The organism is Nocardia sp. NPDC047654 (assembly GCF_043205035.1).
Classification (GTDB): domain Bacteria; phylum Actinomycetota; class Actinomycetes; order Mycobacteriales; family Mycobacteriaceae; genus Nocardia.
Genome location: NZ_JBIDDF010000003.1, coordinates 310,734 through 335,354 on the forward strand (window position 1 = coordinate 310,734; position 24,621 = coordinate 335,354).

Below are 24,621 nucleotides of genomic sequence, written 5' to 3' on the forward strand. Positions count from 1 at the left end.
GCTGTGGAAAACCGTCGAATCAGCTGGCCACGGCCGTGCTGGTGGATGCGGTGGACCCACTCGACGACCCGGAACTCGACGACCCGGAATCGGAAGAGGAACTCGAACCGCTGTCGGACTTGGCCGGCTCGCTGGCGGTCGTGGAGCCGCCCCGGCTGTCGGTGCGGTAGAAGCCGCTGCCCTTGAAGACGATGCCGACCGAGTTGAACAGCTTGCGCAGCTTGCCGGAGCACTCCGAGCACACGGTCAGCGCCTCGTCCGTGAAGGACTGAACGATGTCGAAGCGGTTGTCACACTGGGTGCACGCATACGAGTAAGTAGGCACAGGATCCTCCGCGGTGTTCGTCGATCTGGCACTCTACAGCCGACAGTGCCAACACCGCCAATCGGTGTTTCATTCCCCAGCGTAATGGTCGCCCAAGCGGCGCAGGCCGCCCCGTGGCGTGAGCGCCCAGCCCATGCGCCGATCGTGCGGCTCCTCGGGCAGCCGGTCGACCAGCTCGTCGTCCCGGACCACCGCGACCAGCCGCGCGTCCGGACGCGCGGCGGGCAGCGTGCGGTCGTAGTAGCCCGCGCCGCGACCCAGCCGCACGCCGCGCGAGTCCACCGCGAGGGCGGGGACCAGGATCAGATCGGCCCGGGTCACGGCGTCCGGCGGCAGCACCGCGCCGGTGGGTTCGAGCAAGCCGTAGCGGGCCCGCCGCAGCGCGTCCGCGCCGGTGTACTCGGCCCAGCTCAACGGTCCCGGCGGCCCGGTGACCGGCAGGAGTATCCGCGCGCCACCGGCCAGCAGCGCGTCCAGCATCGCCGTCGATCCCGGTTCACCCGCCACCGGTACGTAGGCGCAGACCCACCCCTGGGCTTGCAGGGTGTCCATCGCCGTGGCCAGGGCGAACGCTTCTTTTTCGCGCTCCGTGGCGCTCATCACAGCTCGCCGGGCGAGTAGTTCGATGCGCCATGCATGTTTATCGCGCTCGCCGGGCATCTTCACAGTGATCACCATAGGCTCACCCCGGGACCGAGTCGGCTCGACGCCGATCCGGCGGCGTGATGGATGGATAGGGTATGCGTATGACAGCAAAGTCCGGACAGCCCGGTGGCACCCCGGCGGAGTCGTGCTTTCGCACGGCCGTGGTGCCCGCGGCCGGGCTCGGAACACGGTTCCTGCCCGCGACCAAGACGGTGCCCAAAGAACTTCTCCCGGTGGTGGACACCCCCGGCATCGAGCTGGTCGCCGCCGAGGCGGCCGGGTCGGGCGCCGAGCGCCTGGTGATCGTCACCTCCCCGGGCAAAGACGGCGTGGTCGCGCACTTCGTCGAGGACTTGGTGCTGGAGAGCACGCTGGAAGAGCGCGGCAAGTTCAAGCTGCTGGAGAAGGTGCGCAAGGCGCCGGGACTGCTCGATGTGACCTCGGTGGTGCAGGAGGAGCCGCTCGGGCTCGGGCACGCCGTGGCCCAGGCAGAGCAGGCTCTCGACGACGACGAGGACGTCATCGCCGTCTTGCTGCCCGACGACCTGGTGCTGCCCCGCGGTGTGCTCGACGTGATGTGCCGGGTGCGCCGCAAGCGCGGCGGAACGGTGCTGTGCGCCATCGACGTACCCAAGGACGAGGTCAGCGCCTACGGCGTGTTCGACGTCGCGCCGGTGCCGGACGCGGTGAACCCGAACGTGCTGCGCGTCAAGGGAATGGTGGAGAAGCCCGCGCTCGCCGACGCGCCGTCGACGTTCGCGGCCGCGGGCCGGTATCTGCTGGACCGCGCGATTTTCGACGCGCTGCGCCGCATCGAGCCCGGTGCGGGCGGCGAACTGCAACTCACCGACGCGATCGCACTGCTGATCGCCGAGGGACATCCGGTTCATGTGGTGGTGCACCGTGGGTCGCGCCACGATTTGGGCAACCCGGGCGGTTATCTTCGTGCTGCGGTCGATTTCGCATTGGAACGAGAGGAATACGGTCCCGCCCTGCGCGAGTGGTTGCAGCACCGCCTCGGTCCGGACTGGGATCCGCAGCTGACGACCGACGACTGAGGGACCCGGCCGGGGGTTTCGCCGAGCGTGGACCGTCGGGTACGAATGATGGTCACCGCGGTGCGCGCGAATGCGCTTGCGCCGCGGCGGGATCGCGCGTGCCCGCGCAGGCGAGACCGGATGGAGTGCGGAGAGGATCAGGAAGGGCTGGATGCGCTCGGTTGAGGATCAGCAGATCAAGGTGACCGCCGCGGCGGTCGCGCCCCGGCCGGTCCGGGTCGCGATTTCCGAGGCCCAGGGCCTGCTGTGCGCCGAGGACGTCGTCACCGAGCGGCCGTTGCCCGGCTTCGATCAGGCCGCCATCGACGGTTACGCCGTGCGCAGCGTCGATGTGGCTTCCGCCGGGGCCGACATCCGCGACGAAGCGGGCGACCTCGTCGACCTGACCCTCCCGGTGGTCGGTGAGGTGGTCGCCGGTTCGCGTCAGCCGATCCGCTTGCAGCCGCGCCAGACCGTCCGGGTGGACACCGGCGCGCCGATGCCGACCCTCGCCGACGCGGTGCTTCCGCTGGATTTCACCGACGGCGGCCGGGCGAGGATCAAGGTGTACGAGCCGGTGCGCTCCGGCGATTACGTGCGGCGCATCGGCGACGACGTGCAGCCGGGTGACGTGGCGGTGCGGGCGGGGACCATCATCGGCGCCGCGCAAGTCGGTCTGCTCGCGGCGGTCGGTCAAGACAAGGTGCTGGTGCATCCGCGCCCGCGACTATCGGTGCTCTCGGTGGGCGGCGAACTGATCGATATCGATCGGACGCCGGGCCCCGGCCAGGTGTACGACGTGAACTCCTACGCGCTGGCCGCGGCCGCTCGCGATGCCGGCGCGGACGTGAATCGCGTCGGCATCGTCAGTTCCGATCCGCGCCGGTTGCGCGACGTGGTCGAGGGGCAGCTGGTGCGCTCCGAGGTGGTCGTCATCGCGGGCGCGGTCGGCGGCTGGGCCTCCGAACAGGTCAGGGAGGCGCTGGAAGGACTCGGCGAGCTCGAAATCACGCGCGTGGCCATGCATCCCGGTTCCGTGCAGGGTTTCGGCCGGCTCGGCCGCGACGAGGTGCCGACTTTCCTGCTGCCGTCCAACCCGGTGGGTGCGCTGGTCGTGTTCGAGGTGATGGTGCGGCCTTTGATCCGAATCGCGTTGGGGCGCAGGCAACCGATGCGCCGGATCATCAACGCGCGGACCATCACCCCGATCAGTTCCATGGCCGGCCGCAAGGGATACCTGCGCGCGCAGCTCATGCGGGACGAGGCGACCGGTGAATACCTCGTACAGCCGCTCGGCAACGGGAACTCCTCCTCGCACCTGCTCGCCACGCTCGCCGAGGCGAACAGCTTGATCGTGATCGACCCGGACGACACCGAGATCCGTACCGGTGACGAAGTCCAGGTCGCCTTTCTCGCACAGCGTGGCTGAGACGTGGACGCGATGAATGTCTTCCGGGCCACGCAGCATCCGGGGTGGCCCGCACGACTCGGCCCGGTCCGGGCGGCCGCGGGACAGGTGACCTTGCGTCCGGTGCGGCTGCGCGATGCGGCGGCCTGGAGCCGGATCCGCTTGCGCGACAGAGCGCATCTGGAGCCGTGGGAGCCGACCGGCCGCGGGTCGTGGGAGGCGCGCAACCACGCCTCCAATTGGCCGTCGCTGTGGTCGAGTCTCAAGGCGGAAGCCAGGCGCGGCGCGATGATCCCGTTGGTGATCGAAGTCGACGGAGTGTTCAGCGGGCAGTTGACCGTCGGCAATATCGTGCGCGGCGCCCTGCGCTCGGCCTGGATCGGCTACTGGGTGGCCAAGGATCTCAGCGGGCAGGGCGTCGCGACGGCGGCGTTGGCGCTGGGCCTCGACCACTGCTTCGGGCCGGTCGGTCTGCATCGGGTCGAGGCGACCGTCCGGCCGGAGAATCTGGCCAGCCAGGCGGTGCTGCGCAATGTCGGTTTCCGGGAAGAGGGACTGCTACGGCGCTACCTCGACGTGGACGGCGCCTGGCGGGATCACCTGCTGGTCGGCATAACCGTCGAGGAGTTGGCCGGAACGGTCCTGGACCGGCTGGTGCGAGAGGGGCGCGTCACCCTGCTGTAGATCCGCGGTGACATTGGTGGAAATGTGACAGGTGTGGCGGATGTGCACGGCGCGCCTGCCGGAACTTGGTGCTACCCGGAATTAGCCTACGGACGTCGATGGTGCGTCTTGCGTCATCGGCATAGAGCCTGCGAGGGGACCGGCGTCCGCGCCGCTGCGTCGGACGGGGGCCGGCCGAGGGCGGAGCGTGTGACGAACCGCTCGCGGGCCGAGCCGGACAAAACCCCAGGCGGGACGGAGGTGCTGACGCGATGCCGAATTCGATCCTGTGGATCGGGCTGGTCGTGCTCTGGGTCTTCGTCCTGTTCCCGATCCTCGCCGATCGCCACCCGAGAATCCGCCGGACCACCGACGCCGCGCTGGCGACCAGGGTCCTGCATCGCGGCGGAGGCAAACGACGTCTCCGGAAAGGCCCGGCCGCCGGGCACGAAACCGATCCCAACTGGCGGCCCCGCCGCGTACCGAGAAAGTATCCCCACAGCGATGATGCGGAGGACCGGATGACGACACCGGCCGACGAGCCCGTCACCGAGACCGACGAGGAGAACATGCCCGCGGCCGACGACGTCGCGGCATCCGACATCGCTGACGCCGAAACGGACGACACCGAGGCCGCCGACTTCGGGACCGACGCGCCGGACGAGGTCGAGCCGGACGAGGCCGAGTCGGCCGGCGAGGAGTCGGACGACGACGAAGCCGCCGAAGTCGCTGCGAAGATCGACGCGGAGACCGATGATGGCGGCGTGGGCGCATACCACCCCGAGACGGTCGCGGCCAGAATCCCGCCTGCGCGCTCCACCGCGCCCGCGCGCGTGGACTACGACGATTACGACGACTACGACGGCGGAGGCTCGGCGGAACAGGATTTCGTCCCCAGCCGTCGTGGCCGGGGCGGTTACGACCCCGAGGCCGACGCCATCGCGCGCGCGGCCCGCTACACCTTCCGGCAGCGCGCCGTGCTCGGCCTGCTGCTCACCGCCATCCTCTCCGGCGCGCTCGCCTTGGTTCTGACCCCCTTGCTGTGGTGGGCCTGCGGGCTCGCCGCGACCGTGCTGGTGACCTACCTGGCCTACCTGCGCAAGCAGGTGCGGATGGAGGAGGAGATCCGCCGCAGGCGCGCCGCCCGCCTCAACCGTGGGCACCAGGACGAGGCCGATCCGCACGCCCGTCGAGCCCGCTCCGCACACGGCACCATGGACCGCGACACCGCCCGCGCCCTGCGCCGCCGCTCCACCCTGGTCGAGCCCGACGACGAAGACCCCATGTTCGCCCACCTCGACCCCTTCGACCCCGCCACCGCCCGCGCCCTGCGCACCCGCGCCAACGGCGACATGCGCCGCGCCGCCGGCGCATAGCCCCACCTGTTCCCGCAGGTCAGGGCACCGATTCGGACTCTGGGCGGATGGCCTGATACAGTGTCACAGCGCGGTTCCCCGGAACCGCACGGGGCTATAGCGCAGTTGGTAGCGCGTCTCGTTCGCATCGAGAAGGTCAGGGGTTCGATTCCCCTTAGCTCCACTTACTGACGAAGCCGCAGGTCATCGACCTGCGGCTTCGTCGTTGTGTGGCATGCGAACACCATCACGATGGTCGTGTGTTGTTGTAGCCGAGCCGTCCAGGGCTCATGGTCGGCGCGCTCCGGGCAGGTGGGGCGTAAACCCTCGCCGGGCCGAGCATTCGGCGCAGCTCAGATCCTCGGACCGATTCCGGCCGCGTTCACCGATCGGCGTCCAGCACTGCTGCGAGGCCTTCTTGCAGGTCCTTGACGAAATACTCGGGAACCTCCAGCGACGGGAAATGTCCCCCGGTTTCGGGCGACCTCCATCGGACGATCTGCCGGTACCGCTCCTGTGCCCAAGGGCGCGGACACTTCTCGATGTCGCGGGGATACATAGTGAGTGCCGAGGGGACGTCGACCCGAAGTTCGGGGTCGAGCGAGTTGTGGCTCTCGTAGTAGATGCGGGCCGACGACGCTCCCGTTCGCGTCAGCCAATACAGGGTGACGTCGTCGAGAATGCGGTCTCTGGAAATCGTCTCGAACGGGCTGTCCTCGGTATCGCTCCACTCGGCGAACTTGTCGAGGATCCAGGCGAGTAGCCCGACCGGTGAGTCGACGAGCGAGTAGCCGATGGTCTGCGGTCGGGTCGCCTGCTGCTTCGCGTAGGCCGCGCGGTGGCGCCGGCCGGTGCCATTCCAGAAATCGCGGGTTTCCTCGGTCCATTCGCGCTCGACCGCCGTCAGCCCGTCCGTTGTCAACCCGGGCGGCGCCTCCGCGAATGTCGTGTGGATGCCGAGAACGTGCGCCGGGAACCTGCCGCCGAGAACCGTGGTGATATTGCCTCCCCAGTCACCGCCGTGGGCCGCGAACTTGCTGTAACCGAGCCTTCCCATCAGTTCCACCCATGCGGCTGCGATCTTTTCGGTTCCCCACCCGGTGGTGGCCGGCCTGTCGCTGTAACCGAAGCCTGGTAGCGACGGAACCACGACGTGGAACGCCGGCGCGTCCGCGTCTTTCGGATCTGCCAGCTCGTCTACTACATCGCTGAACCGGGCAATGCTGTCCGGCCAGCCGTGCGTCAAGATCAGAGGAGTGGCGTCTGCGCGCGCGGATCGGCGGTGCAGGAAGTGGATTCCCAGATCGTCGATGGTCGTGCGGAATTGGCCGATCCGGTTGAGACGCTCCTCGAACGACCGCCAGTTGTACCCGGTGCGCCAGTAGTTCACGACATCGACGAGGTCGGCGAGAGGAACGCCCTGGTCCCATCGGCGAGGGTCGGGGGCGGCGCGATAGACCGTCTCGGCCTCCGGTAGCCGCGCCGCGCCTAGTCGCGCGCGCAGATCGTCGAGGTCGGCTTCACTCGCGTGGGCTTCGAATGCTTGCACGCCGACGGGGTCGGGCGGGGAGACCGGATCGAGGTGGTCGAGTGCGGGCATGAGACCTCCTGGTCATCGCGGAACCGGCTACGGTATCGAGAACCGGCTAAGACGGTTCTAACATGGCTCCGCATCGGCCGGCAACCAGCTAAGGTGGTTCCATGCCTGCTGGGCCTCCTGACTTTCGCCTCGGTAACGTGCTGGCGACCAGCTTCACGGGGACTCTGTCGGAGCGTCACGGCGACCCGGTGGAACGCATTCCCACGCCGCAGCGACTCGTCGACTGGCTGGTCGTGAACGGTCTGGCCGTGGACTCCTGCACCACCGCTCAGCTCGAACTCGCCCGGGAACTGAGGGAATCGATTCACGCCGCCGCGACAGCGGCCGCGATTCATGACGCTCTGCCCGCGTCTGCTGTCCAAGTCATCAATGACCGCAGCATGGCGGGCCGGGCAGCGGCCATCCTGACGCCCGAGGGCAGTCGTCAATGGCGACTCGGCCCGGCTTCCCGCGTAGAAGATGCCCTAGGCGTGATCGCCGCCGACGCGATCAGCATCATCGCGGGCGAACGCGACGGAAAGTTGGCCTTGTGCGCATCGCCGACCTGCCGAGCCGCCTTCTTCGACACCAGCCAGAGTCGCACCCGCAAATGGTGCGACATGAACACGTGCGGGAATCGTCAGAAGAAGGCGCGCTTCAATGCCAACCAGCGCAAGAACAAGCGCTGAATGCCAGGTGGCTCTGATGCCGGGGCGCTCGTATCGGGCAGATGCCCGGTGGCTCAAGCAGTGGCGCTACGCAGGGCGAACCAGCCGGTGCCGGGGTCGGCGAAGCCGTGATACATCAGGCGGACTCGCTGGTCCACCTCGAAGAGGCGGTAGACCGCGAGCATGGCGCGGGCGGTCGCTTCCTGCTGGAAGTCGTCGATGCGGCGGTAGCCGATGGGGTGTTCGGGGAGCAGGGCCAGGCGGGTCAGTTCGGTGGGATCGGTGATCTCCAAGCCGATCGGCGCGGCGTCGGTGATGTGGTGGTCGTGCAGGATGTCGTGGACCTGATGGGGATCGGGGCGGCCGGTGCGGAACTCGTGCAGTTCGGGACGTAACCCTGGGTCCCCGGCTGCCGGTTCGTTCTCGACCAGGTCGATCACCTCGGCGTCGGGGGTCGGTGCGCCGGTGTCGGCGGAGAGCGGGGTCTGCTCGAGTAGGTGCAGCATATTGCCACCGGGGATGAGCGGCTCAGGTGCGAGGAACAGCGTCACCGTCGGGCAAAGGCAACCTGGGCCGACCAGGCAGACGCGTAGATGGAACGAGTCGGGCATGCGGCCCTCCTGCATGGGGCGGACCGGACGCACCGGCCCTCGCTGGATCGGGACTTCGAGTTGCGCCGATCGCGAAGCTGCCGCGGCGCTTCGACGGTCGACCGTGCCGCAATTCCCCAGTCTAGGAGCCGGGCACAGCTCGCGCACCGCCATCACCCGCTTTCGTCAGCGGATCCGCCGAGCGTCCGCGATGTCCTCGGACTCGGCCGCTCGTTCACGACTGGATATCCCTGCTGTGCGACGGTCGTTCATCGCGGTCTCGCCCGAGATTCCACCTCTCCGTATCGACTCGGGCTGCCGTGAACGCCTGAGCTGCGACGGTCAGCGGGTGATGCACTGCACCGAGCCCGCGCGTCGCTCTGCTGCTGGTAAGAGGCTACGAGGAGTCGAGGAAAGCTGCCGGCCGTCAGCCGGAAACGTGGCAGAGCGCGAGGGTTTTGCTGCGCATGGCACCGAGGCTGATCTTGTCGCCTCCCGCACCGGTGGCGCGGAGGGGTTCGATGCTCGTGATTCCGGCGGTGGAGGCGTTGTCGTTCAACGCGTAGACGGTGCCGTCGGGAGCGATGAACACGGCGAGGTCACCGGGACGGCATTCCAAGGTGCCGTGGTCGACGGTGAGTGGCCACGAGTAGCCCATATTCTCGCTGCTGATCGTCTGACTGCTGGAGGTGGGCGGCGGGAGGTGTGATGGAACGGGGTGCTCGGGATTCTTCGGGCCCGAGCCGCCGCCGCACGCGGAGGTCGCCAACGCACCGACGATGAGACCGGCGATCACTATTCGCCTGCGATTCTTCCGCCGAGTAGCAGCGCGATCTTCCGACACGAGCATCCGTGAATCCCCCTCTGCGTCGCGCCGTCCCGAGGCGCTGGCAGGCAGCGTACTGGCCGAACCCACTGGAGCGCCAGGGAGATTCGGTCCGGTGCAGGCGGGCGCTGTGCACGAAGAAACGAGCCTCAGTTGATCCGGATCTCGACCGGCGGGGCCGCCAGGTGCGGGTAGTCGGTTGTCACGTCGACCTGTACGCGGCCGGGGCCGGTGGGCAGGGCGGCGAAGGCGGTTCCCGGTGGCTGGTTCCCAGCCGTGTCGTCGCGGATGGGGACGGCCACGGTGCCCGCGGCGCCGGTGTCGAGGTTGCGCCAGTTGGCGAACGCGGTGAAGGCGCACGGCGTGTCCACCGGGGTCTGATTGGCGAAGCTGATGCCGAAGCGGGCCGCACCGGGTGTTCCGGTGGGCGAGGAGACGCCTGCCCGGCCCTCGCCGTAGCAGATATCGCCGAAGGTGTAGATCACTCCGATGTTCACGAACGCGGGTTCATCCGCCGTCGCCGGGGCCGCCGACGCGGCGAACCCGCCGATGCACAGCGCCGCGACCAGGGCGCTTCGTCCCGTCGGCTGTCTGCCTAGCATCGTCGATCACGCTCCTTCTTCGTCGAATCGAGCACTCTCGGACGGCCATTGTGCCCCGCCCGGTACCGTTCGCGGTCCGATTCCCGCGCATCGTCGCCGCGGTATGCGCGGGACCGTGACCGGCCTAGCATCGGTACGTGGAGCGAGGATCGTTGCTGAAAGCGCGGGCGGGCGGGAAACTGCACGGCGGTAATCACGGCATCGCGCCGGAAGACGTGGTGGCCGCGCAGCGGGCCCGCATGCTGGTGGCGATGATCGAGGCGGCCGCGGACAAGGGCTACGCGGCGGCGACGGTGGCCGACGTGCTGAAACGCGCCGAGGTGTCGCGGATGACCTTCTATCAGCATTTCGCGAACAAGGAGGCGTGCTTCCTCGCCGCCTACGACATGGCCGTGGAGATCGTGATGACCCGGATCGCGGGAGCGCTCGCGGCCGACGGAACGCCGCTCGAGCGGATAGACCGCGCACTCGACGCGTATTTCGCCACCCTCGCACAGGAACCGCAGGTCGCGAAGGTCTTTCTGGTCGAGGTGTACGCGGCGGGCAGGTCCGTGCTCGAGCGGCGGCTGGCGGCCCAGGCCGCTCTGGTGGACGGATTCGCCGCGGCGCTCGGCGCGGCCCGGCCGCATCAGCGGCTGGCGGGCGAGGCGGTGATCGGCGCGGTCGTCTCCTTGGCGACCAACCGCGTCGTCGCGGGCGACTTCGCCGCGCTGCCCGGGTTGCGCGAGCCGCTGATGTCGTCGTTGATCAGGAATCTGGTGTGAGACCGGACAGTCGTGCGGCGACCGCGGGCAGCCGATCGAGCATCGCCACGGTGAAATCGCCGAGCAGCGCGATCAATCCGTCCCGGTCGACGTCGAGTCCGCCGTCCAGCCAGACCATGACCAGCTCGGCCGCGCCGCCGGTGATCAGCTGGGAAGTCGCGGCGATGGCGGTGTCCTGCCCTTCGGGCAATTCGAGCACCAGGCGCGTCTGCTCGATGATGACGTCGGCGACCTGGCGCATGCCCGCGAACCTGCTGCGCATGAGCGCCTCGTCGCCGTAGGTCTGGGCGAAGGCCACCTTCGCCCGCCGCGGATCGTCGGTGAGTTCGACGATGAGGGCCGCGACCCCGGCGCGGATCCGGTCGGCGGGCGTGCCCGCGGTCTCGGCGATGGCTGCCTTCGCCCGGTCGAGCGCCGCCTGCTGGATCTCCGCCAGCACGCCGGAGGCGAGCGCGTCGCGGTCGGGAAACGCTTCGTAGAAGAAGCGCGGGCCGACTTTGGCCTGTTCGCAGACCCCGCGCACGGTCAACGCCGACAGTCCCTGGGTGCCGATGATATCGAGTGCGGCGTCGAGCAACCGCCTGCGCCGGTCCTCACGGCGCTCGGCCGTGGAGGCTCCGCGGTAGGTGCCGCTGACGGTTCGGGTCACCACGCAAGCTTGGCACAGTCAAAATTGGGAAACAAACGTTTACGGAAACGTATGTTTCCTCTATCGTCGGACTACCGCAGTGTCGCGAAGGGAAGACGGTCATGAGTCTGCTTGTGCCCCAGTCGTTCGATGAGGTCTCCGGCGCGATCCGCCGAGCGCGGACCACCTGGGCGTGGCATGCGCAGCGGGCGGCCGCACGGGCCGTCGCGCATTACCCGGCGCCGGTGCGGCCGCTGGCCGATCCGCCGCAGGGTAGCGGACTGAAACCGGTGCTCGGCGACTTCGGGCTTCCCGGTATCGGGTACACCGTGCACGCCTTGGCCGATCCGATCGGATTCGCGCGCGCCCGCTTCGATCGCCTCGGTCCGGTGCAGTGGTTCGGCATGCTCGGCAGGCGGATGGTCACCTTCGGCAGCCCGGAGGGGTACGAGGCGGTGATGCTGGACCGGAACAAGGTGTTGTCGGCGCAACGCGGCTGGGAGTGGCTGATCGGCCCGTTCTTCCGCGGCGGCTTGCTGCTGCGCGATTTCGACGACCACCTCTTCCACCGGCGCGTCATGCAGCAGGCTTTCACGCGGCCGCGGTTGATCGGCTACCTCGACATGACCACGTCCCGGATCACCCGCGGCATCGCGCGGTGGGAGCCGGCCGACGACTTCCGCGTCTACCGCGCGATCAAGAAGCTGCTGCTCCAGCAGGCCACCGAGGTCTTCGCGGGCGCGGAACCCAGCGCGGACGCCGCACGGCTGGAGCGCGCCTTCGAGGACGCGGTGCGCGGTGGGGCCGCGCTGATCCGGGCGAACGTGCCGGGCGGGGTGTGGGCCCGCGGCGTGCGCGGGCGCCGGGTGCTGGAGGAGCACTTCCGCCGCGAGCTGCCCGCCAAGCGCGCGGGCTGCGGCAACGATCTGTTCAGCGTGCTGTGCCGGGCGAGCACCGCGGAGGGCGAGACCTTCACCGACGACGAGGTGGTCGAGCACATGATCTTCGTGATGATGGCCGCTCACGACACCAGCACCATCGCGGCGTCCATGCTCGTCTACGAGCTGGGCAGGCATCCGGAATGGCAGGAGCGGCTGCGCGCGGAATCCGTCGCGCTGGGCAAGCCCGCGCTGGACTACGACGATCTCGACCGCCTGCCCTCGCTCGACCTCGCGTTCAAGGAGGCGCTGCGGGTCTACTCGCCGGTGGCTCAGCAGGTCCGCGAAACCATCGCCGACACCGACATCCTCGGTTACTACCTGCCGAAGGGGACGTTCATCCTGTGCGGGACGTACGGGCTCATGCGCAACGAGGAGTACTGGCACGACGCGGACACATTCGATCCGGAACGTTTCGCCGACCATCGCCGTGAGGACAGATCGCACCGCTTCGCGTGGGCGCCCTTCGGCGGCGGGGCGCACAAGTGCATCGGCCTCTACTTCGGCGGCATGACGGTCAAAGCCGTGGTGCACCAGATGTTGTTGCGGTATCGCTGGAGCGTGCCGGACGGCTACGAGCTACCGCTGGTCGCCGGCACCGGACCGGTGCCGGCCGATGGCCTGCCCCTCCGGTTGGAGCGGATCGGCCGATGAGGATCGTCGCCGACCGCATCGTGTGCGCGGGCCATGGCATGTGCGAAGCGCTGGCGCCGGATCTGTTCCGGGTCGGTGCGGACGGAATCGTCGTGCCGGCCGACACGGTCGCGCCGACCGAACGGGAACTGCTCGAACTCGTCGTGGACAGTTGCCCGGTCCAAGCGCTGCGCCTGACCTGAGGTTTCCCGATTCGTTTTGCGTCGACGGCGCTGGGTACCGCGAACTGCGACGCGCTAGTCCATTCGACGCGAGAGGACCGGTGAGACCAGATGGCCACCTGCGACACCTGCGGAAACGACTACGACAAGACGTTCACCATCACCCGCGACGGCGAGTCCGCCACCTTCGACAGCTTCGAATGCGCGATCAACGCCATGGCGCCCACGTGCACGCACTGTTCATGCCGCATCGTCGGCCATGGAGTGGAGGCGCGGGGAGAGTACTTCTGCTGCGCGCACTGCGCCCATGAAGCGGGTCACCCGGCCCTGGTCGATCACGTCTGAAGCGCGCGACAGCGGCGATGCGGGAGCGATCACCCGCGCGGTGCGTGGCTTCGCCGCACCTCGAGCCCGGCGGTTTCGGCCGCGTCGGCGAGTACCGCCTCGAGCATGGCCGGAGTGAGTCGTCCGGTGAAGGTGTTCTGCTGACTGACGTGATAGCAGCCGAACAGGTGCAGCGGGTTCCGCTCGGCGTCGGTCGCGGCCAGTTCCACGTGCGCCGCGTGGCCGAAGCGCGGGCGCGGGCGCGGCACCACCCAGCCCGCCCGTGCCAGTACCGGGAGCAAGGCTTGCCAGCCGAACGCGCCCAGTACCACCACCGACCGGACGGTGGGCGTCAGCAACCGCAACTCGGTATCCAGCCAGTGGCCACAGCGATCCCGCTCCTCGGGCGTCGGCTTGTTGTCCGGTGGCGCGCAATGCACCGGAGCGGTGATCCGCACGCCGTCGAGTCGCAGGCCGTCGTCGAGGCTGATCGCGGTCGGCTGGTTGGCGAGGCCGACCGCGTGCAGCGCCGCGTAGAGCACGTCGCCGCTACGGTCGCCGGTGAACATCCGTCCGGTCCGGTTGCCGCCGTGCGCGGCGGGTGCGAGTCCGACGATCAGCATCCGCGCGTCCGCCGGGCCGAAGCCGGGGACCGGGCGGCCCCAATAGGTCTGGTCGCGGAAGGCGGCGCGCTTCTGTCTCGCGACGAGCTCTCGCCAGGCCACCAGACGCGGGCAGGCGAAGCAGTCGGCGATCGTCGCGTCGAGTTCGGCGATGGTCCGGCACATGTCAGTATCGGTTGTTCGGGTCGGCGGCGTGCTCGCGCGGCTCGCGGGCGTGCCCGGGCGCGGCGCGGCGGTGCCGCTCGCAGATCGGCGTCTCGTTCATCAGAACTCCGTTCGGGGGTGCCCGAGGGGCGAACCGGACGATCATGCCCACTATGCATCAGCGCGACCCGCCGGTGCCGTCGGCCGCCGGTCGCCTCCGTCCGGACCGTACCGCTTCGGACATCTGTCCAGTTCAGCGGGCTGATCGCGCCGCCGCCGGGGGCGATGTGTGATCGGTACCACCCGGTCCGGGTTGGTAGCATGGCGATTCCGACCGACCGGACGCGGTGGTTCACCTCCGGCTTTCTCCGAAAGAGTCTTTCCATGCAGTTTGAAATCGTCGAGCGGGACGAGACGTGGGTTGCCGGGCTGCCGGTGCGCAGCCCCAAACGTGCGCTCGGGGAACTGCGTGACCGTGATCTGGAAGCCGCCTGGGCCGCGGTGTTGCACCAGGAACTCGGCGGCCCGCTGGCCAGCGCCTACACCGATTACACCGGCGAGCTGGGCACTTACAACACACAGATCGTCGGCTATCAGTGCGCGTCGTTCGACGAGGTCACCCGCGGGCACCTGGTCGCTCGGCTGCCGGGCGGGGCCTACGCCCGGTTCTCCTCGGTCGGCAACTTCCCGCAGGTGATGACCGACCTGTGGACGCAGATCGCCTATGCCGAGGAGCACAACCAGATCAAACGGACCTACACCGGCGATTTCGAGTGCTACCCGCACGCCTACAAGATCGATCTGTACCTGGCGGTCGACGCGCGATGAGCTATGCGATCGTGGTGCGCGCCGAGGCGATCTACGGCGGGCTGGTGGTGCCGCGGGTGCGCCCGAGCTTCAAGGTCAGCAACAGCGACCTGATCGATTTCCTCAAGGACCGGCTGCGCGACCGGGCCGGCGACGACCATCCGATGTACACGGTGTACGTGCCGGATCCGGCCGGGAACTACAACGCGGTGGTCTGCTTCGAGTACCCGTCCCCGAACGCTGTGCCGGTGGGCGACGTCCTGGTGCGGGTGCCGAAAGGCGTTTATGCCCGTTTCGCGCCGAATGGCGACTATCACGATCCCGTCGAGGACGTTTGGGCGCAGGTAGATGACGCGACGGCGTCCGCCGAGATCACCCGGGCTTACCGCGAGGAGATCGAGATCTGGCACGGGCCGGATTCGGTCGAGTTGTTCATTTCCATCCTCGTTTAGCTTGCTAAATAGTAACTACCCTCGAACCGACTGGTCTCCTCGTTATTTCCGATTGCGATTGCGCCGGGTTTGACCTGCAAAAATATTGCATGTACCGCAGAGTTTTCGGAAGATTAGCCGGACGGCTGGTCAATTCCTGTCCGATGACGGATACTGCCCTGGGCAACTTCGTCTCGGCTCGGGGCCGTGTGGGGCTGCATCGGGCTGGACTATCGCGCAGGGCAGCGCGGCGATGGAGTGGAACAACATGACTGTGGATCTGATTGCAGTCGTGCCGAGGAACTCCCGTGGACGGGGAGTGCAACGGTATTACGACGCGCAATCCGAGTGTGCGTTCTTTGTCTCCGAACCGAGTGATCAGCCGGAACTCTGGCACCGGTATCTGAACGGGGCGCGCGACGTTTACCGGCGATTCGGAGTCGAACAGGCGCTCGAATACGACGCCGTCTCCGACGGTGCGTCGACGTCGCTGTTCTTCGCCGCGCTCGACGCCGACGGCGGCATGGTCGCCGGAACGCGGATGCAAGGGCCGTACACCGACGCGCGGCAGGCGCACGCGCTGGTGGAATGGGCCGGTCATCCGGGCGCGGAGGACTTGCGGCGGATGATCGCCGACCGGATACCGCACGGCGTGGTCGAGGCCAAGGGGGCATGGGTCGCCCGCGACGCGGCCCACCGGGCCGAACTCGGTGCCGCGATCTCGCGCACCGTGCTGCACGGCGCGCGCCTGCTCGGCGCACGGTACGGCTTCGCGACGGTGGCCTCCTTCACCGTGGCCCGGCACGAGGCGTGCGGTGCGGTCGCGGCCGAGCGCATCCCGGCGGTGCCGTATCCGGACGAGCGCTACCGAACCGTCCCGCTGTGGTGGGACACGCGAAGCTATGGCGCGTTCGCCGAGGAATCCCAGCGGTCCGCGACGCGAGCCGAGCAGGGCGCGCTCGGCTTGCCCACCGCGCGTCCGCTCGACACGCGGTGCGGGGCCGGCCGGGCGACGGAGGGCCGGCGCGGCCATGGGCGATGACCCGAACCGAGTGGCGGAATACCGGCCGCTGATCCTCGACCCGGCCGATCCGGCGGACGCGCGGACCCTCGCGGGCCTGCGCGACGACCCGCACGTCGAGTTCCGCGACCTGCGTGTGTCGTTGCGCGCCGAGCGTCGCAAGATGGTCGCCGCGCCGGATTTCCCGGAGGGGCCGGAAGCGGATCGCTGGATCTACTATCCGTGGCGCGCCGCGGTGGTCGGATTGCCGGGGCCGCGTACTTTCCGGTCGATTCGGCTGGATCGCAATCGGAACAAACTGACCGGAGCCGAACAGGAACGTCTGGCCGAAGGCACCATCGGGATAATCGGACAAAGCGCGGGAAACGCGATCGCGCAACTGCTCGCACTGGAGGGCGTCTGCGGCGGGCTGCGCTTGGCCGATCTGGATGAAATCGAATTGTCGAATCTCAACCGGGTGGCGGGAACGCTGTTCGACGTCGGCGTCAACAAAGCGGTGGTGACCGCCCGCCGTATCGCCGAGTTGGATCCCTATCTGCCGGTGGAGATCTTTGCTGCCGGTGTCGACGAGAATTCGGCGGATGAATTCTTGGACGGCCTCGCGATCGTGGTCGAGGAATGCGATTCTCTCGATATGAAGCTGGTGATTCGCGAGGCGGCGGCCCGGCATCGCGTTCCGGTGCTGATGGAAACCAGTGACCGCGGTTTGCTGGACGTCGAGCGTTTCGATCTCGAACCGGGGCGTCCGGCGTTTCACGGATTGCTCGGCGAGGTTCGCGCGCAGGATCTGCGCGGGCTGACCTCGCGTGAGAAGGCGCCGTTCGTGGTGAAGCTGCTAGGCGCCGCCGGCCTGTCGCCGAGGCTGGGTGCGAGCCTGGTCGAAGTCGGCGAGACGGTGACCAGCTGGCCGCAGCTGGCCGGTGACGTCACCCTCGGCGCCGCGAGCGTGGTCGCCGCGATACGGCGCATCGGACTGGGGATGAAGCTGGCTTCGGGTCGCGTCCGGGTCGATGTGGAGCGGCATCTCGACGAGCTGGCCGACCCTCCGCCGAACGACGAGCCGGTGTGGGCCGAGGCGCCGCCCGAGCTCGTCGGTGGACCCGTCGAAAGCGTCCTGGCCTGCGCCCAACGGGCGCCGTCCGGGGGAAACATGCAGCCGTGGTCGCTGCGCGCCGAGGCGGGGGAGATCTCCATCGAACTGGCGCCACAGCACAGCACGGCGATGGACATCGGCTATCGCGGCAGCGCCGTCGCGCTCGGCGCGGCCGTGTACAACGCGCGGGTCGCCGCCGCCGCGCACGGGATTCTCGGGCCGCACGAGTTCGTCGAGGGGCCGCCGGGGTCCGGTCGTCTCCTCGCCCGCCTGCGACTGGGAGACGACCGCAGTGCAGAGCTGGCCGCAGACTATCCCGCGGTGCTGCGCCGCGAGACCAACCGCAGGATCGGCACCGGGGCCGGGCCTGCCGACGGCGTACTCGACACGCTCACAGCGGTCGCCGAATCAGCCGGGGCGCACGTGCGCGCGGTCGTGGATCGGCAGGACATCGAAGAAGCTGCGCGTTTGCTGGGCGATTCCGATCGAATCCGCTATCTCACGCCGCGCTTATACGAGGAAATGCTCGCCGAGGTCCGTTGGGCCTCCGACGACGACCCGGAGACCGGAATCGACGCGCGCAGCCTGGAGTTGACCGACGACGAGTGGGCGGCATTCGAGATCACCACCCGCGCCGACGTCATGGCGCAGTTGCGGTCCTGGGCGGGCGGTTCGGCGCTGGGGAAATACACCGGTGACCGGGTGCGCTCCAGCTCCGCCATTCTGGCGGTGACATTCGACGGGATCGACCCGCGATTGACCGACTACGCTGCGGCCGGAGCGGCGGTCGCGCGGGTTTGGGTGCAGGCCGAGCGCCTCGGATTGAGTGTGCAACCGATTTCCCCCGTATACCTCTACGCCCGACGCCATGGCGAACTTGCTGCGATTTCCCCCGACTTCGCGGATACACTAGCGTCACTTCAGGGCCGTTTCCTGGACCTGCTGGAAGTGCCTGAGCATGAGACCATGGCGTTGGTGCTTCGCCTGAGCTACGCCTCCGCCGCCACCGTACGCAGCAGGCGGCGTCCGGTGCTCGGTGTGGACACCAGTAGTTAGCGCGATCGGAGACAATGTGCCACGGCGGACACTCGACTCGTTGGTGACCCAGGTCGCCTCTGAGCTCATGGGTGTGGACGCCACGACCATGGTCGCCGCCACCGAACGCGTGCTCGCTCAACTGGTCGAGTACTTCGACGTGGATTTCAGCTACGTGCGGCACACCGACCGCGAACGCCGGGCAACCGTGCTCGTCGCGGAATGGCCGCACCGGCAGAACATTCCCGATCCCGACCCGCTCGGCGTGATCCACTTCGACGGGGCCGATCCCGTGTTCCGTGCGCTGGAGAACGCGACCGAGCCGATGGTCGCGCGCCCGACCCCGGAGTTCGCCGATTACCAGGAGACCGTCCGCCGCGGGTCCGGCATCGCGGGGGTGACCTCGGCCGCCGTGCCGCTGCTGTCGCGGGGCGAGCCGACCGGCGTGCTCGGCTTCGTCAAGTCCGGCGATCGCGAGTGGAGCACTCGCGAACTCAACGTGCTGAAAGCCATCGCGGCGCTGTTCGCGCAGCTGCAGGCGCGGGTGGTCGCGGAGGAACGTCTCCGATATATCGCGCTGCACGACGATCTGACCGGCCTGGCGAATCGGCGTGCGCTGCTCGAACACATGGAGGAGCGATTACGCTCCGGCAGTCCCGGCCCGGTGGCCGCCTTCTTCCTCGACCTGGACCGCCTGAAAGCCCTCAACGATTTCCTCGGTCACACCGCCGGGGACAATTTCATCCGCACGTTGTCGACGCGGTTGCGGGAGAACCTGGACCCGAACGACATGATCGCCCGGCTAGGCGGCGACGAATTCGTCATCGTGCCCGCCAAGCCCATGGACGCGGTGGCCGCCGAATACGAGGCGAACCGCATCCAGCAGTTGATCGCCCGGCGCGTCACCGTCGGCGGCGAGTCGGTCAGCCGGGGCGCGAGCGTCGGCGTAGCGCTCGGCTTCCCCGGTGAGACCACCGTCGCCGACGTGCTGCGCCGCGCCGATCACGCCTTGTTGTCGGCGAAATCGGGCGGCGGCAACGGCGTCGCGGTGTTCACCGACACCATGCGCGCGCAATTCGAACTCCAGGACGACGTGGAGCTCAACCTGCGCGGCGCGGTGTCGGACGGCTCGCTGCTGCTGCACTATCAGCCCGAGGTGGATCTGCGCACGGGCCGCATCGTGGCATTGGAGGCGCTGGTCCGCTGGCTGCACCCGACCAGGGGGCTGCTGCCGCCCGCCGCGTTCGTCACCGTCGCCGAGGCCACCAACCTGGCCGGGGAGCTGGGGCGCTGGGTGATCCGTTCGGCGTGCGCGCAGTTCGCCGAATGGCGCAGGCGCGGCCTGGCGGGCAACGTGGTGATGCGGATCAACGTGTCGCCGGTGCAGCTGGTCAGCCTCGACTTCGTCGAGCGCATCGAGGACATCCTTCGCCTGTTCGGCATCGATGGCAGCTCGGTGTGCCTGGAGATCACCGAGCACGTCGTGGTGCAGGATCTGGCCCGGACCCAGGTCACACTGCGCGGACTGAAGCGGATGGGGGTGCAGATCGCCATCGACGACTTCGGCACCGGTTACAGCTCGCTGTCGCATCTGAAGGCGCTGCCGGTGGACGCGGTGAAGATCGATCGGGGGTTCGTGCAGCGGCTCGGCGCCAGCACCGATGATCTGGCGATCGTGAAATCCATCATCGGCCTGGCCGGCTCGTTCGGGCTCGGTGTAGTCGGCGAGGGCGTCGAGACGGCCGTCGCCGCGCGCACCCTGGTCGGCCTCGGCTGCTACCGCGCGCAGGGCTTCCTGATCGCCAAGCCGATGCCCGCCGAGCAGGTCGAAACGCACCTCACCGCCGGCCGCATCCCGCTCGATCTGGATCTGCCCCGGGCCGGGCGCGGGTTGCCCGCGCACTGAAATCACGGCCGCAGCCACCGGTTATCCGGGTCTTTCACGGCCGTTCACGCACCGTTGGGCGCGGGTGCCCCGATGCGCTGCACGATCGGCCGCGTGCGCATAGTTCAGCTTGCGAACTTCTACGGCCCGCGTTCGGGTGGGCTGCGCACGGCGCTGCACCACCTGGGAGAGGGATACGTCGCCGCCGGACACGACGTGGTGCTGATCGTGCCGGGTCCACGCCGGTCGGAGGAGATCCTGCCCACCGGGGTCGCGCGGATCACGCTGCCCGCGTTGGCCATTCCGTGGACGGGTGGCTATCGTGCGGCGGATCCACGTCGGGTGGCCGATGTCCTGGACGGATTGCGGCCCGACGTGCTCGAGGTGTCCGACCGGCTGACGCTGCGCGGCTTCGGCCGCTGGGCTCGGCGGCGCGACGTGACCGGCGTGATGATCTCGCACGAGCGGCTCGACCGGCTGCTCGGTCAGGTGCTGCCCGGTCCGCTGGCGCGGCGCTGCGCCGACCTGGCCAACCGGCGCACCGCCACCGACTACGACATGGTCGTGTGCACCACCGAGTTCGCCCGCGAGGAGTTCCTGCGCATCGGCGCGGCGAACGTGGAGCTGGTCCCGCTCGGGGTGGACCTCGAGCTGTTCAGCCCGCACCGGCGCGATCGCAGGCTGCGCGCCGATCTCGGCGTGCCGGGTCATCCGCTGCTGGTGCACTGCGGCCGGTTGTCGGTCGAGAAACGGGTGGATCGCAGCATCGAGGCGATCGGCGCGTTGCGGGAGGCGGGGGTCGAGGCGCGGTTGGTCGTCGCCGGGGACGGTCCGCGCCGGGACGCGCTGCGACGGCGGGCCCGCGCGCTGGCCCCGCTGCCGGGCGGGGTGCCCGCCGTGCACTTCACCGGCTTCATCTCCGAGCGCGCGATGGTCGCCAAGCTGCTCGCCACCGCGGACGTCTCGCTGGCGCCGGGCCCGCACGAGACCTTCGGCCTCGCGGCGCTGGAAGCGCTCGCCGCGGGCACACCCGTGGTGGCCAGCCGATCCTCCGCCTTGGCCGACATCGTGACCGCCGACTGCGGCGCGGTGGCCGCCGACCATCCCTCCGCGTTCGCGGCGGCGGTCAGCGACGTGCTGGCCATGCCGCAGGCCGGTCGCCGCCGCGCCGCCCGCAGCCGCGCCGAGCAGTTCACTTGGCCGCGAGCCGTCGCGGGCATGCTCGCGGTCCTGGGGCGATAGCGGCGTCCCGGTCGGCGACAGCCCACTGGACTACCCTGCGGAGAACCGATTCGGCGATTCGAGATGGGATGCGCGGTGCTGGGTAGAGGTCGTGGGCGAGCGGGGCGAACGACGATGCGCGATGCGAAGGTTCTGGTCACGGGTGCGGCGAGCGGCATCGGCCGGGCCACCGCGCTGGCCGCCGCCGCGGACGGCGCCGAGCTGGTGCTCACCGACATCAATGCCGAGGGCCTGGACGCCACGGTGACCGACATCCGCGCCGCGGGCGGTCGCGTCGCCCTGGCGGAAGCGCTGGACATCACCGACTACGACGCGGTGCGCGCCTTCGCCGACCGGGCACACGCCGAAATCGGCAGTCTGGACGTCGTCATGAACATCGCGGGCACCTCGGTGTGGGGGACCGTGGAGAACCTGGAGCACAAGCACTGGCGGCGCATGGTGGAGGTCAACCTGATGGGCCCGATCCACGTCATCGAGACCTTCGTGCCGCCTATGGTGCGTGCGGGCAAGGGCGGTGCGCTGGTCAACGTGTCCTCGGCGGCGGGGCTGCTCGCGCTGCCATGGCACGCGGCCTACAGCGCGGGCAAATACGGCATTCGCGGCGTGTCGGAGGTGCTGCGTTTCGATCTGGCGCAACACGGCATCACGGTGCACTTGGTGGCGCCGGGCGCGGTGAACACGCCGCTGGTGCAGAGCGTCGAGCTGGCCGGGGTGAACAAGGAAGACCCGAAGATCAAGCGGCTCACCGCGGCTTTCGCCGAGCACGCGGTGCCGCCGGAACGGGTGGCCACCGCGATCCTGCGCGGGATCGAACGCAACCGGTTCCTGGTCTACAGCTCATTCGACATCCGCTTCGGATATTGGTGGGCACGCAAATTCGCGTTCCCCTACGAGTTCGTGATGCGGCGCACCAGTGCGCGTTTCAGCAGGCTGCTGGCTTCGACGGGCAGTTGAGGTGTACGTCGAGCACGCGGGCGCCCGGACCCTCGGCGCCGAGCCGGTCGTGCTCGTTGACCAGGCGGCAGCTGCCCAGCGACAGGCAGCCGCAGCCGATGCAACCGGTGAGGCTGTCGCGCAGGCGGATCAGCTGGGTGATCCGGTCGTCGAGATCGGCGCGCCAGACCGTGGACAGGGCCTCCCAGTCGCGCCGGGTGGGGGTGCGGCCCTCGGGCAGCTGATCGAGGGCGGCCCGGATCTCGCTCAGCGGTATGCCGACGCGCTGGGAGATGCGGATGAACGCCACGCGGCGCAAGGTCTCACGGGCATATCTGCGCTGATTGCCGCTGGTACGTCTACTCGTGATGAGCCCCTCGCGTTCGTAGAAGTGCAACGCGGAGACCGCGACTCCACTACGCTCGGAGAGCTGCCCGGGGGTCAGCTCCTTCGCCCGCCAATCGGCTGCTGTCGACATGCACGCTCCTCCCAATCACCTCAACAATACTTGAGGTACGGAGGCGTCGGGACCGGATTCGGTGATCGCGGCCGATCGGCATCCGAAGCCGGGAATTCCGTGCTCTCCGGGCCTCGGCGCACTACGGTCTGATCATGGGAGCAGATGCTGTATCCGCGCAGGAGGGTGCGCGCCTGGCCGTGACGTCCGAAGTCGGCACGCTGCGTACGGTGCTGCTGCACCGGCCGGGCAACGAGCTGCGCAGGCTTACCCCACGCAACAACGATCAGCTGCTGTTCGACGGCATTCCCTGGGTGGAGCGCGCGCAGCAGGAGCACGACGCCTTCGCCGAGGTCCTGCGCGGCCGAGGCACCGAGGTGCTGCTGTTGTCGGACCTGCTCGCCGAGACCATCGAGGTCAGCGGCGCCGCCCGCATCCAGGGCATCGCCGCCGCGGTCGACGCGCGCAGGCTCGGGCACACGCTGGCCGACGAGCTGGCCGCCTTCCTGCGCGGTGTGCCCGCCACGGAACTGGCCGAGATCCTGGTGGCGGGAATGACCTTCGACGAGTTGCCCTTCGGGCCCGATGCCACCTCGCTGGTGCGCCGCATGCACCACGGCGGCGACTTCGTCATCGATCCGCTGCCCAATCTGCTGTTCACCAGGGACTCCTCGTTCTGGGTCGGTCCGCGTGTCGCGATCACCTCGCTCGCGCTGCCCGCCCGGCACAGGGAAACCTCGCTGACCGACCTCATCTACGCCTTCCATCCCCGGTTTCTCGGGGTGCGCCGCGCCTACGAATCGCACACCGCTCCGATCGAAGGGGGCGACGTGCTGCTGCTGTCGGAGGGTGTGGTCGCGGTGGGCGTCGGGGAGAGAACCTCGCCCGCGGGTGCGGAAGCGTTGGCGCGCAGCTTGTTCGACGACGACCTCGCGCACACCGTGCTCGTGGTGCCGATCGTGCAGACCCGCGCGACCATGCACCTGGACACGGTGTGCACCATGGTCGACGCGGACGCCGTCGTGATGTATCCGGCGGTGCGGGAGTCGCTGTGCGCCTTCACGATTCGCAAGGAGGACGATTACGGCGGACGGTCCGGCAGCGGCCGGGTCGGCATCAGCGGCCCGGACCCGTTCCTGCCCGCGGCCGCCGAGGCCATGGGCATCGGCAAGCTGCGGGTGATCGACACGGGGCTGGACGGCGTCACCGCCGAACGCGAGCAGTGGGACGACGGCAACAACACCCTCGCCCTCGCTCCCGGCGTGGTGGTCGCCTACGAGCGCAACGAGATGACCAACGCCAGGCTGGAGGACGCGGGCATCGAGGTGCTGCGCATCCCCGGCTCCGAGTTGGGCTCCGGCCGCGGCGGACCCCGCTGCCTGTCCTGCCCGCTGTCCCGAGACGACTTGTGAGCGCGGGCATGTTCACCGTCACGGTCTCCCACGAATCCGCTGTGCCGCCCTACGAGCAGCTACGCCTCGCCGTCATCGCCCAGGTGCGCTCCGGCGAGCTGACGGCCGGAACCAAGATCCCGACCGTCCGCGCCCTGGCCGCCCAGCTCGGCCTCGCCCCCAACACGGTGGCGCGGGCCTACCGTGAGCTGGAGGCCGACGGCGTGGTCGAAACCCGTGGCAGGCAAGGCTCGTTCATCGCGTCGTCCGGCGACCCCACCCGCGACGTCGCGGGCCGCGCGGCCACCGCCTACGTCGCGACAGTGCGCAGATTGGGATTGGACGACGCCACGGCCCTGCATTACGTGCGGGCGGCTTTGGAAGGGTGAGCC

At 69.0% G+C, this 24,621-nt stretch carries 27 protein-coding genes and 1 tRNA gene; 19 read left to right on the plus strand and 9 right to left on the minus strand.

Going from position 1 to position 24,621, the window contains the following annotated elements:
* Window positions 1-19: 19 nt before the first annotated feature.
* Both ACGF7Y_RS14670 and ACGF7Y_RS14675 read right to left on the minus strand, forming a co-directional pair.
* Complete coding sequence (locus tag ACGF7Y_RS14670; protein WP_083864045.1) at window positions 20-325, minus strand: FmdB family zinc ribbon protein; 306 nt, start codon at window positions 323-325, stop codon at window positions 20-22.
* Window positions 326-394: 69 nt separating this feature from the next.
* Window positions 395-1,003: a 5-formyltetrahydrofolate cyclo-ligase gene (locus ACGF7Y_RS14675; RefSeq protein ID WP_393233601.1), complete on the minus strand. Its 609-nt coding sequence runs from the start codon at window positions 1,001-1,003 to the stop codon at window positions 395-397.
* A 68-nt stretch (window positions 1,004-1,071) separates the two neighbouring features.
* On the opposite strand from ACGF7Y_RS14675, the gene ACGF7Y_RS14680 reads away from it, so the two are divergent.
* The 5 genes from ACGF7Y_RS14680 (at window position 1,072) to ACGF7Y_RS14700 (ending at window position 5,617) form a co-directional block, all read left to right on the plus strand.
* Window positions 1,072-2,028, plus strand: coding sequence for a UTP--glucose-1-phosphate uridylyltransferase (locus tag ACGF7Y_RS14680; RefSeq protein ID WP_357035699.1), 957 nt, complete (start codon window positions 1,072-1,074; stop codon window positions 2,026-2,028).
* 151 nt (window positions 2,029-2,179) lie between these two features.
* A complete protein-coding gene (gene glp, locus ACGF7Y_RS14685) occupies window positions 2,180-3,436 on the plus strand; it encodes a gephyrin-like molybdotransferase Glp (RefSeq protein ID WP_393233604.1) in 1,257 nt (418 codons plus the stop codon).
* Window positions 3,437-3,448: 12 nt separating this feature from the next.
* Entirely contained in the window at window positions 3,449-4,099 is a 651-nt protein-coding gene (locus ACGF7Y_RS14690) for a GNAT family N-acetyltransferase (RefSeq protein ID WP_393233607.1), read from the plus strand.
* A 251-nt stretch (window positions 4,100-4,350) separates the two neighbouring features.
* Window positions 4,351-5,454: a gephyrin-like molybdotransferase receptor GlpR gene (gene glpR / locus ACGF7Y_RS14695; protein WP_393233610.1), complete on the plus strand. Its 1,104-nt coding sequence runs from the start codon at window positions 4,351-4,353 to the stop codon at window positions 5,452-5,454.
* A 90-nt stretch (window positions 5,455-5,544) separates the two neighbouring features.
* Window positions 5,545-5,617 (plus strand) — tRNA-Ala (locus ACGF7Y_RS14700).
* Window positions 5,618-5,815: 198 nt separating this feature from the next.
* Here the strand turns inward: ACGF7Y_RS14700 and ACGF7Y_RS14705 are convergent.
* Window positions 5,816-7,033, minus strand: coding sequence for an epoxide hydrolase family protein (locus ACGF7Y_RS14705; protein WP_393233613.1), 1,218 nt, complete (start codon window positions 7,031-7,033; stop codon window positions 5,816-5,818).
* A gap of 101 nt (window positions 7,034-7,134) precedes the next feature.
* On the opposite strand from ACGF7Y_RS14705, the gene ACGF7Y_RS14710 reads away from it, so the two are divergent.
* Complete coding sequence (locus ACGF7Y_RS14710) at window positions 7,135-7,701, plus strand: CGNR zinc finger domain-containing protein (RefSeq protein ID WP_393233616.1); 567 nt, start codon at window positions 7,135-7,137, stop codon at window positions 7,699-7,701.
* A 53-nt stretch (window positions 7,702-7,754) separates the two neighbouring features.
* On the opposite strand, the gene ACGF7Y_RS14715 is transcribed toward ACGF7Y_RS14710, so the two are convergent.
* The 3 genes from ACGF7Y_RS14715 to ACGF7Y_RS14725 all read right to left on the minus strand — a co-directional run bounded on the left by ACGF7Y_RS14715 (window position 7,755) and on the right by ACGF7Y_RS14725 (window position 9,698).
* The gene (locus ACGF7Y_RS14715; protein ID WP_393233618.1) at window positions 7,755-8,291 is read right to left on the minus strand and encodes a hypothetical protein; all 537 of its coding nucleotides are present in this window, start codon (window positions 8,289-8,291) and stop codon (window positions 7,755-7,757) included.
* Between the two features lie 406 nt (window positions 8,292-8,697).
* Entirely contained in the window at window positions 8,698-9,039 is a 342-nt protein-coding gene (locus ACGF7Y_RS14720) for a DUF2511 domain-containing protein (protein ID WP_393233621.1), read from the minus strand.
* Between the two features lie 206 nt (window positions 9,040-9,245).
* Window positions 9,246-9,698, minus strand: coding sequence for a hypothetical protein (locus ACGF7Y_RS14725; protein ID WP_393233624.1), 453 nt, complete (start codon window positions 9,696-9,698; stop codon window positions 9,246-9,248).
* Between the two features lie 137 nt (window positions 9,699-9,835).
* Here ACGF7Y_RS14725 and ACGF7Y_RS14730 point away from each other — a divergent pair, with 137 nt between their 5' ends.
* Window positions 9,836-10,462 (plus strand): TetR/AcrR family transcriptional regulator, encoded by a 627-nt coding sequence (locus tag ACGF7Y_RS14730; RefSeq protein ID WP_393233627.1) that lies wholly within the window; start codon window positions 9,836-9,838, stop codon window positions 10,460-10,462.
* Here the strand turns inward: ACGF7Y_RS14730 and ACGF7Y_RS14735 are convergent.
* Window positions 10,446-11,111, minus strand: a complete 666-nt coding sequence (locus ACGF7Y_RS14735) for a TetR/AcrR family transcriptional regulator (RefSeq protein ID WP_393233630.1) — start codon at window positions 11,109-11,111, stop codon at window positions 10,446-10,448. The two genes, ACGF7Y_RS14730 and ACGF7Y_RS14735, sit on opposite strands and share 17 nt — an antisense overlap.
* A gap of 101 nt (window positions 11,112-11,212) precedes the next feature.
* On the opposite strand from ACGF7Y_RS14735, the gene ACGF7Y_RS14740 reads away from it, so the two are divergent.
* The 3 genes from ACGF7Y_RS14740 to ACGF7Y_RS14750 all read left to right on the plus strand — a co-directional run bounded on the left by ACGF7Y_RS14740 (window position 11,213) and on the right by ACGF7Y_RS14750 (window position 13,188).
* Window positions 11,213-12,682: a cytochrome P450 gene (locus ACGF7Y_RS14740; RefSeq protein WP_393233633.1), complete on the plus strand. Its 1,470-nt coding sequence runs from the start codon at window positions 11,213-11,215 to the stop codon at window positions 12,680-12,682.
* Window positions 12,679-12,864: a ferredoxin gene (locus ACGF7Y_RS14745; protein WP_393233636.1), complete on the plus strand. Its 186-nt coding sequence runs from the start codon at window positions 12,679-12,681 to the stop codon at window positions 12,862-12,864. The genes ACGF7Y_RS14740 and ACGF7Y_RS14745 overlap by 4 nt, the downstream gene beginning before the upstream one ends.
* A 90-nt stretch (window positions 12,865-12,954) precedes the next feature.
* Window positions 12,955-13,188, plus strand: a complete 234-nt coding sequence (locus ACGF7Y_RS14750) for a hypothetical protein (RefSeq protein WP_393233639.1) — start codon at window positions 12,955-12,957, stop codon at window positions 13,186-13,188.
* Window positions 13,189-13,217: 29 nt separating this feature from the next.
* On the opposite strand, the gene ACGF7Y_RS14755 is transcribed toward ACGF7Y_RS14750, so the two are convergent.
* Window positions 13,218-13,955, minus strand: coding sequence for a uracil-DNA glycosylase (locus ACGF7Y_RS14755; protein ID WP_393233641.1), 738 nt, complete (start codon window positions 13,953-13,955; stop codon window positions 13,218-13,220).
* Between the two features lie 363 nt (window positions 13,956-14,318).
* On the opposite strand from ACGF7Y_RS14755, the gene ACGF7Y_RS14760 reads away from it, so the two are divergent.
* The 7 genes from ACGF7Y_RS14760 (at window position 14,319) to ACGF7Y_RS14790 (ending at window position 22,402) form a co-directional block, all read left to right on the plus strand.
* Window positions 14,319-14,762, plus strand: a complete 444-nt coding sequence (locus tag ACGF7Y_RS14760) for a GyrI-like domain-containing protein (protein WP_040869994.1) — start codon at window positions 14,319-14,321, stop codon at window positions 14,760-14,762.
* On the plus strand, window positions 14,759-15,193 hold the full coding sequence (locus tag ACGF7Y_RS14765) for an effector binding domain-containing protein (protein WP_393233643.1): 435 nt from the start codon (window positions 14,759-14,761) through the stop codon (window positions 15,191-15,193). The genes ACGF7Y_RS14760 and ACGF7Y_RS14765 overlap by 4 nt, the downstream gene beginning before the upstream one ends.
* A gap of 247 nt (window positions 15,194-15,440) precedes the next feature.
* Window positions 15,441-16,214 (plus strand): hypothetical protein, encoded by a 774-nt coding sequence (locus ACGF7Y_RS14770; protein ID WP_393233646.1) that lies wholly within the window; start codon window positions 15,441-15,443, stop codon window positions 16,212-16,214.
* Complete coding sequence (locus ACGF7Y_RS14775; RefSeq protein WP_393233648.1) at window positions 16,204-18,342, plus strand: Rv1355c family protein; 2,139 nt, start codon at window positions 16,204-16,206, stop codon at window positions 18,340-18,342. Before ACGF7Y_RS14770 ends, ACGF7Y_RS14775 begins: the two co-directional genes overlap by 11 nt.
* Window positions 18,343-18,409: 67 nt before the next feature.
* Window positions 18,410-20,227, plus strand: a complete 1,818-nt coding sequence (locus ACGF7Y_RS14780) for a putative bifunctional diguanylate cyclase/phosphodiesterase (protein WP_393233998.1) — start codon at window positions 18,410-18,412, stop codon at window positions 20,225-20,227.
* 93 nt (window positions 20,228-20,320) lie between these two features.
* Window positions 20,321-21,448, plus strand: coding sequence for a glycosyltransferase (locus ACGF7Y_RS14785; protein ID WP_393233650.1), 1,128 nt, complete (start codon window positions 20,321-20,323; stop codon window positions 21,446-21,448).
* A gap of 114 nt (window positions 21,449-21,562) precedes the next feature.
* Window positions 21,563-22,402, plus strand: coding sequence for an SDR family oxidoreductase (locus ACGF7Y_RS14790; protein WP_393233652.1), 840 nt, complete (start codon window positions 21,563-21,565; stop codon window positions 22,400-22,402).
* Here the strand turns inward: ACGF7Y_RS14790 and soxR are convergent.
* Window positions 22,371-22,859 carry a redox-sensitive transcriptional activator SoxR gene (gene soxR, locus ACGF7Y_RS14795; protein WP_043731956.1) on the minus strand — a complete coding sequence of 163 codons (489 nt, stop codon included), beginning with the start codon at window positions 22,857-22,859 and terminating at the stop codon, window positions 22,371-22,373. The genes ACGF7Y_RS14790 and soxR overlap by 32 nt on opposite strands.
* A 134-nt stretch (window positions 22,860-22,993) precedes the next feature.
* On the opposite strand from soxR, the gene arcA reads away from it, so the two are divergent.
* Both arcA and ACGF7Y_RS14805 read left to right on the plus strand, forming a co-directional pair.
* A complete protein-coding gene (gene arcA / locus ACGF7Y_RS14800) occupies window positions 22,994-24,250 on the plus strand; it encodes an arginine deiminase (protein ID WP_393233655.1) in 1,257 nt (418 codons plus the stop codon).
* A gap of 8 nt (window positions 24,251-24,258) precedes the next feature.
* Window positions 24,259-24,618, plus strand: coding sequence for a GntR family transcriptional regulator (locus ACGF7Y_RS14805; RefSeq protein ID WP_391464093.1), 360 nt, complete (start codon window positions 24,259-24,261; stop codon window positions 24,616-24,618).
* The last annotated feature ends 3 nt before the right edge of the window (window positions 24,619-24,621 follow it).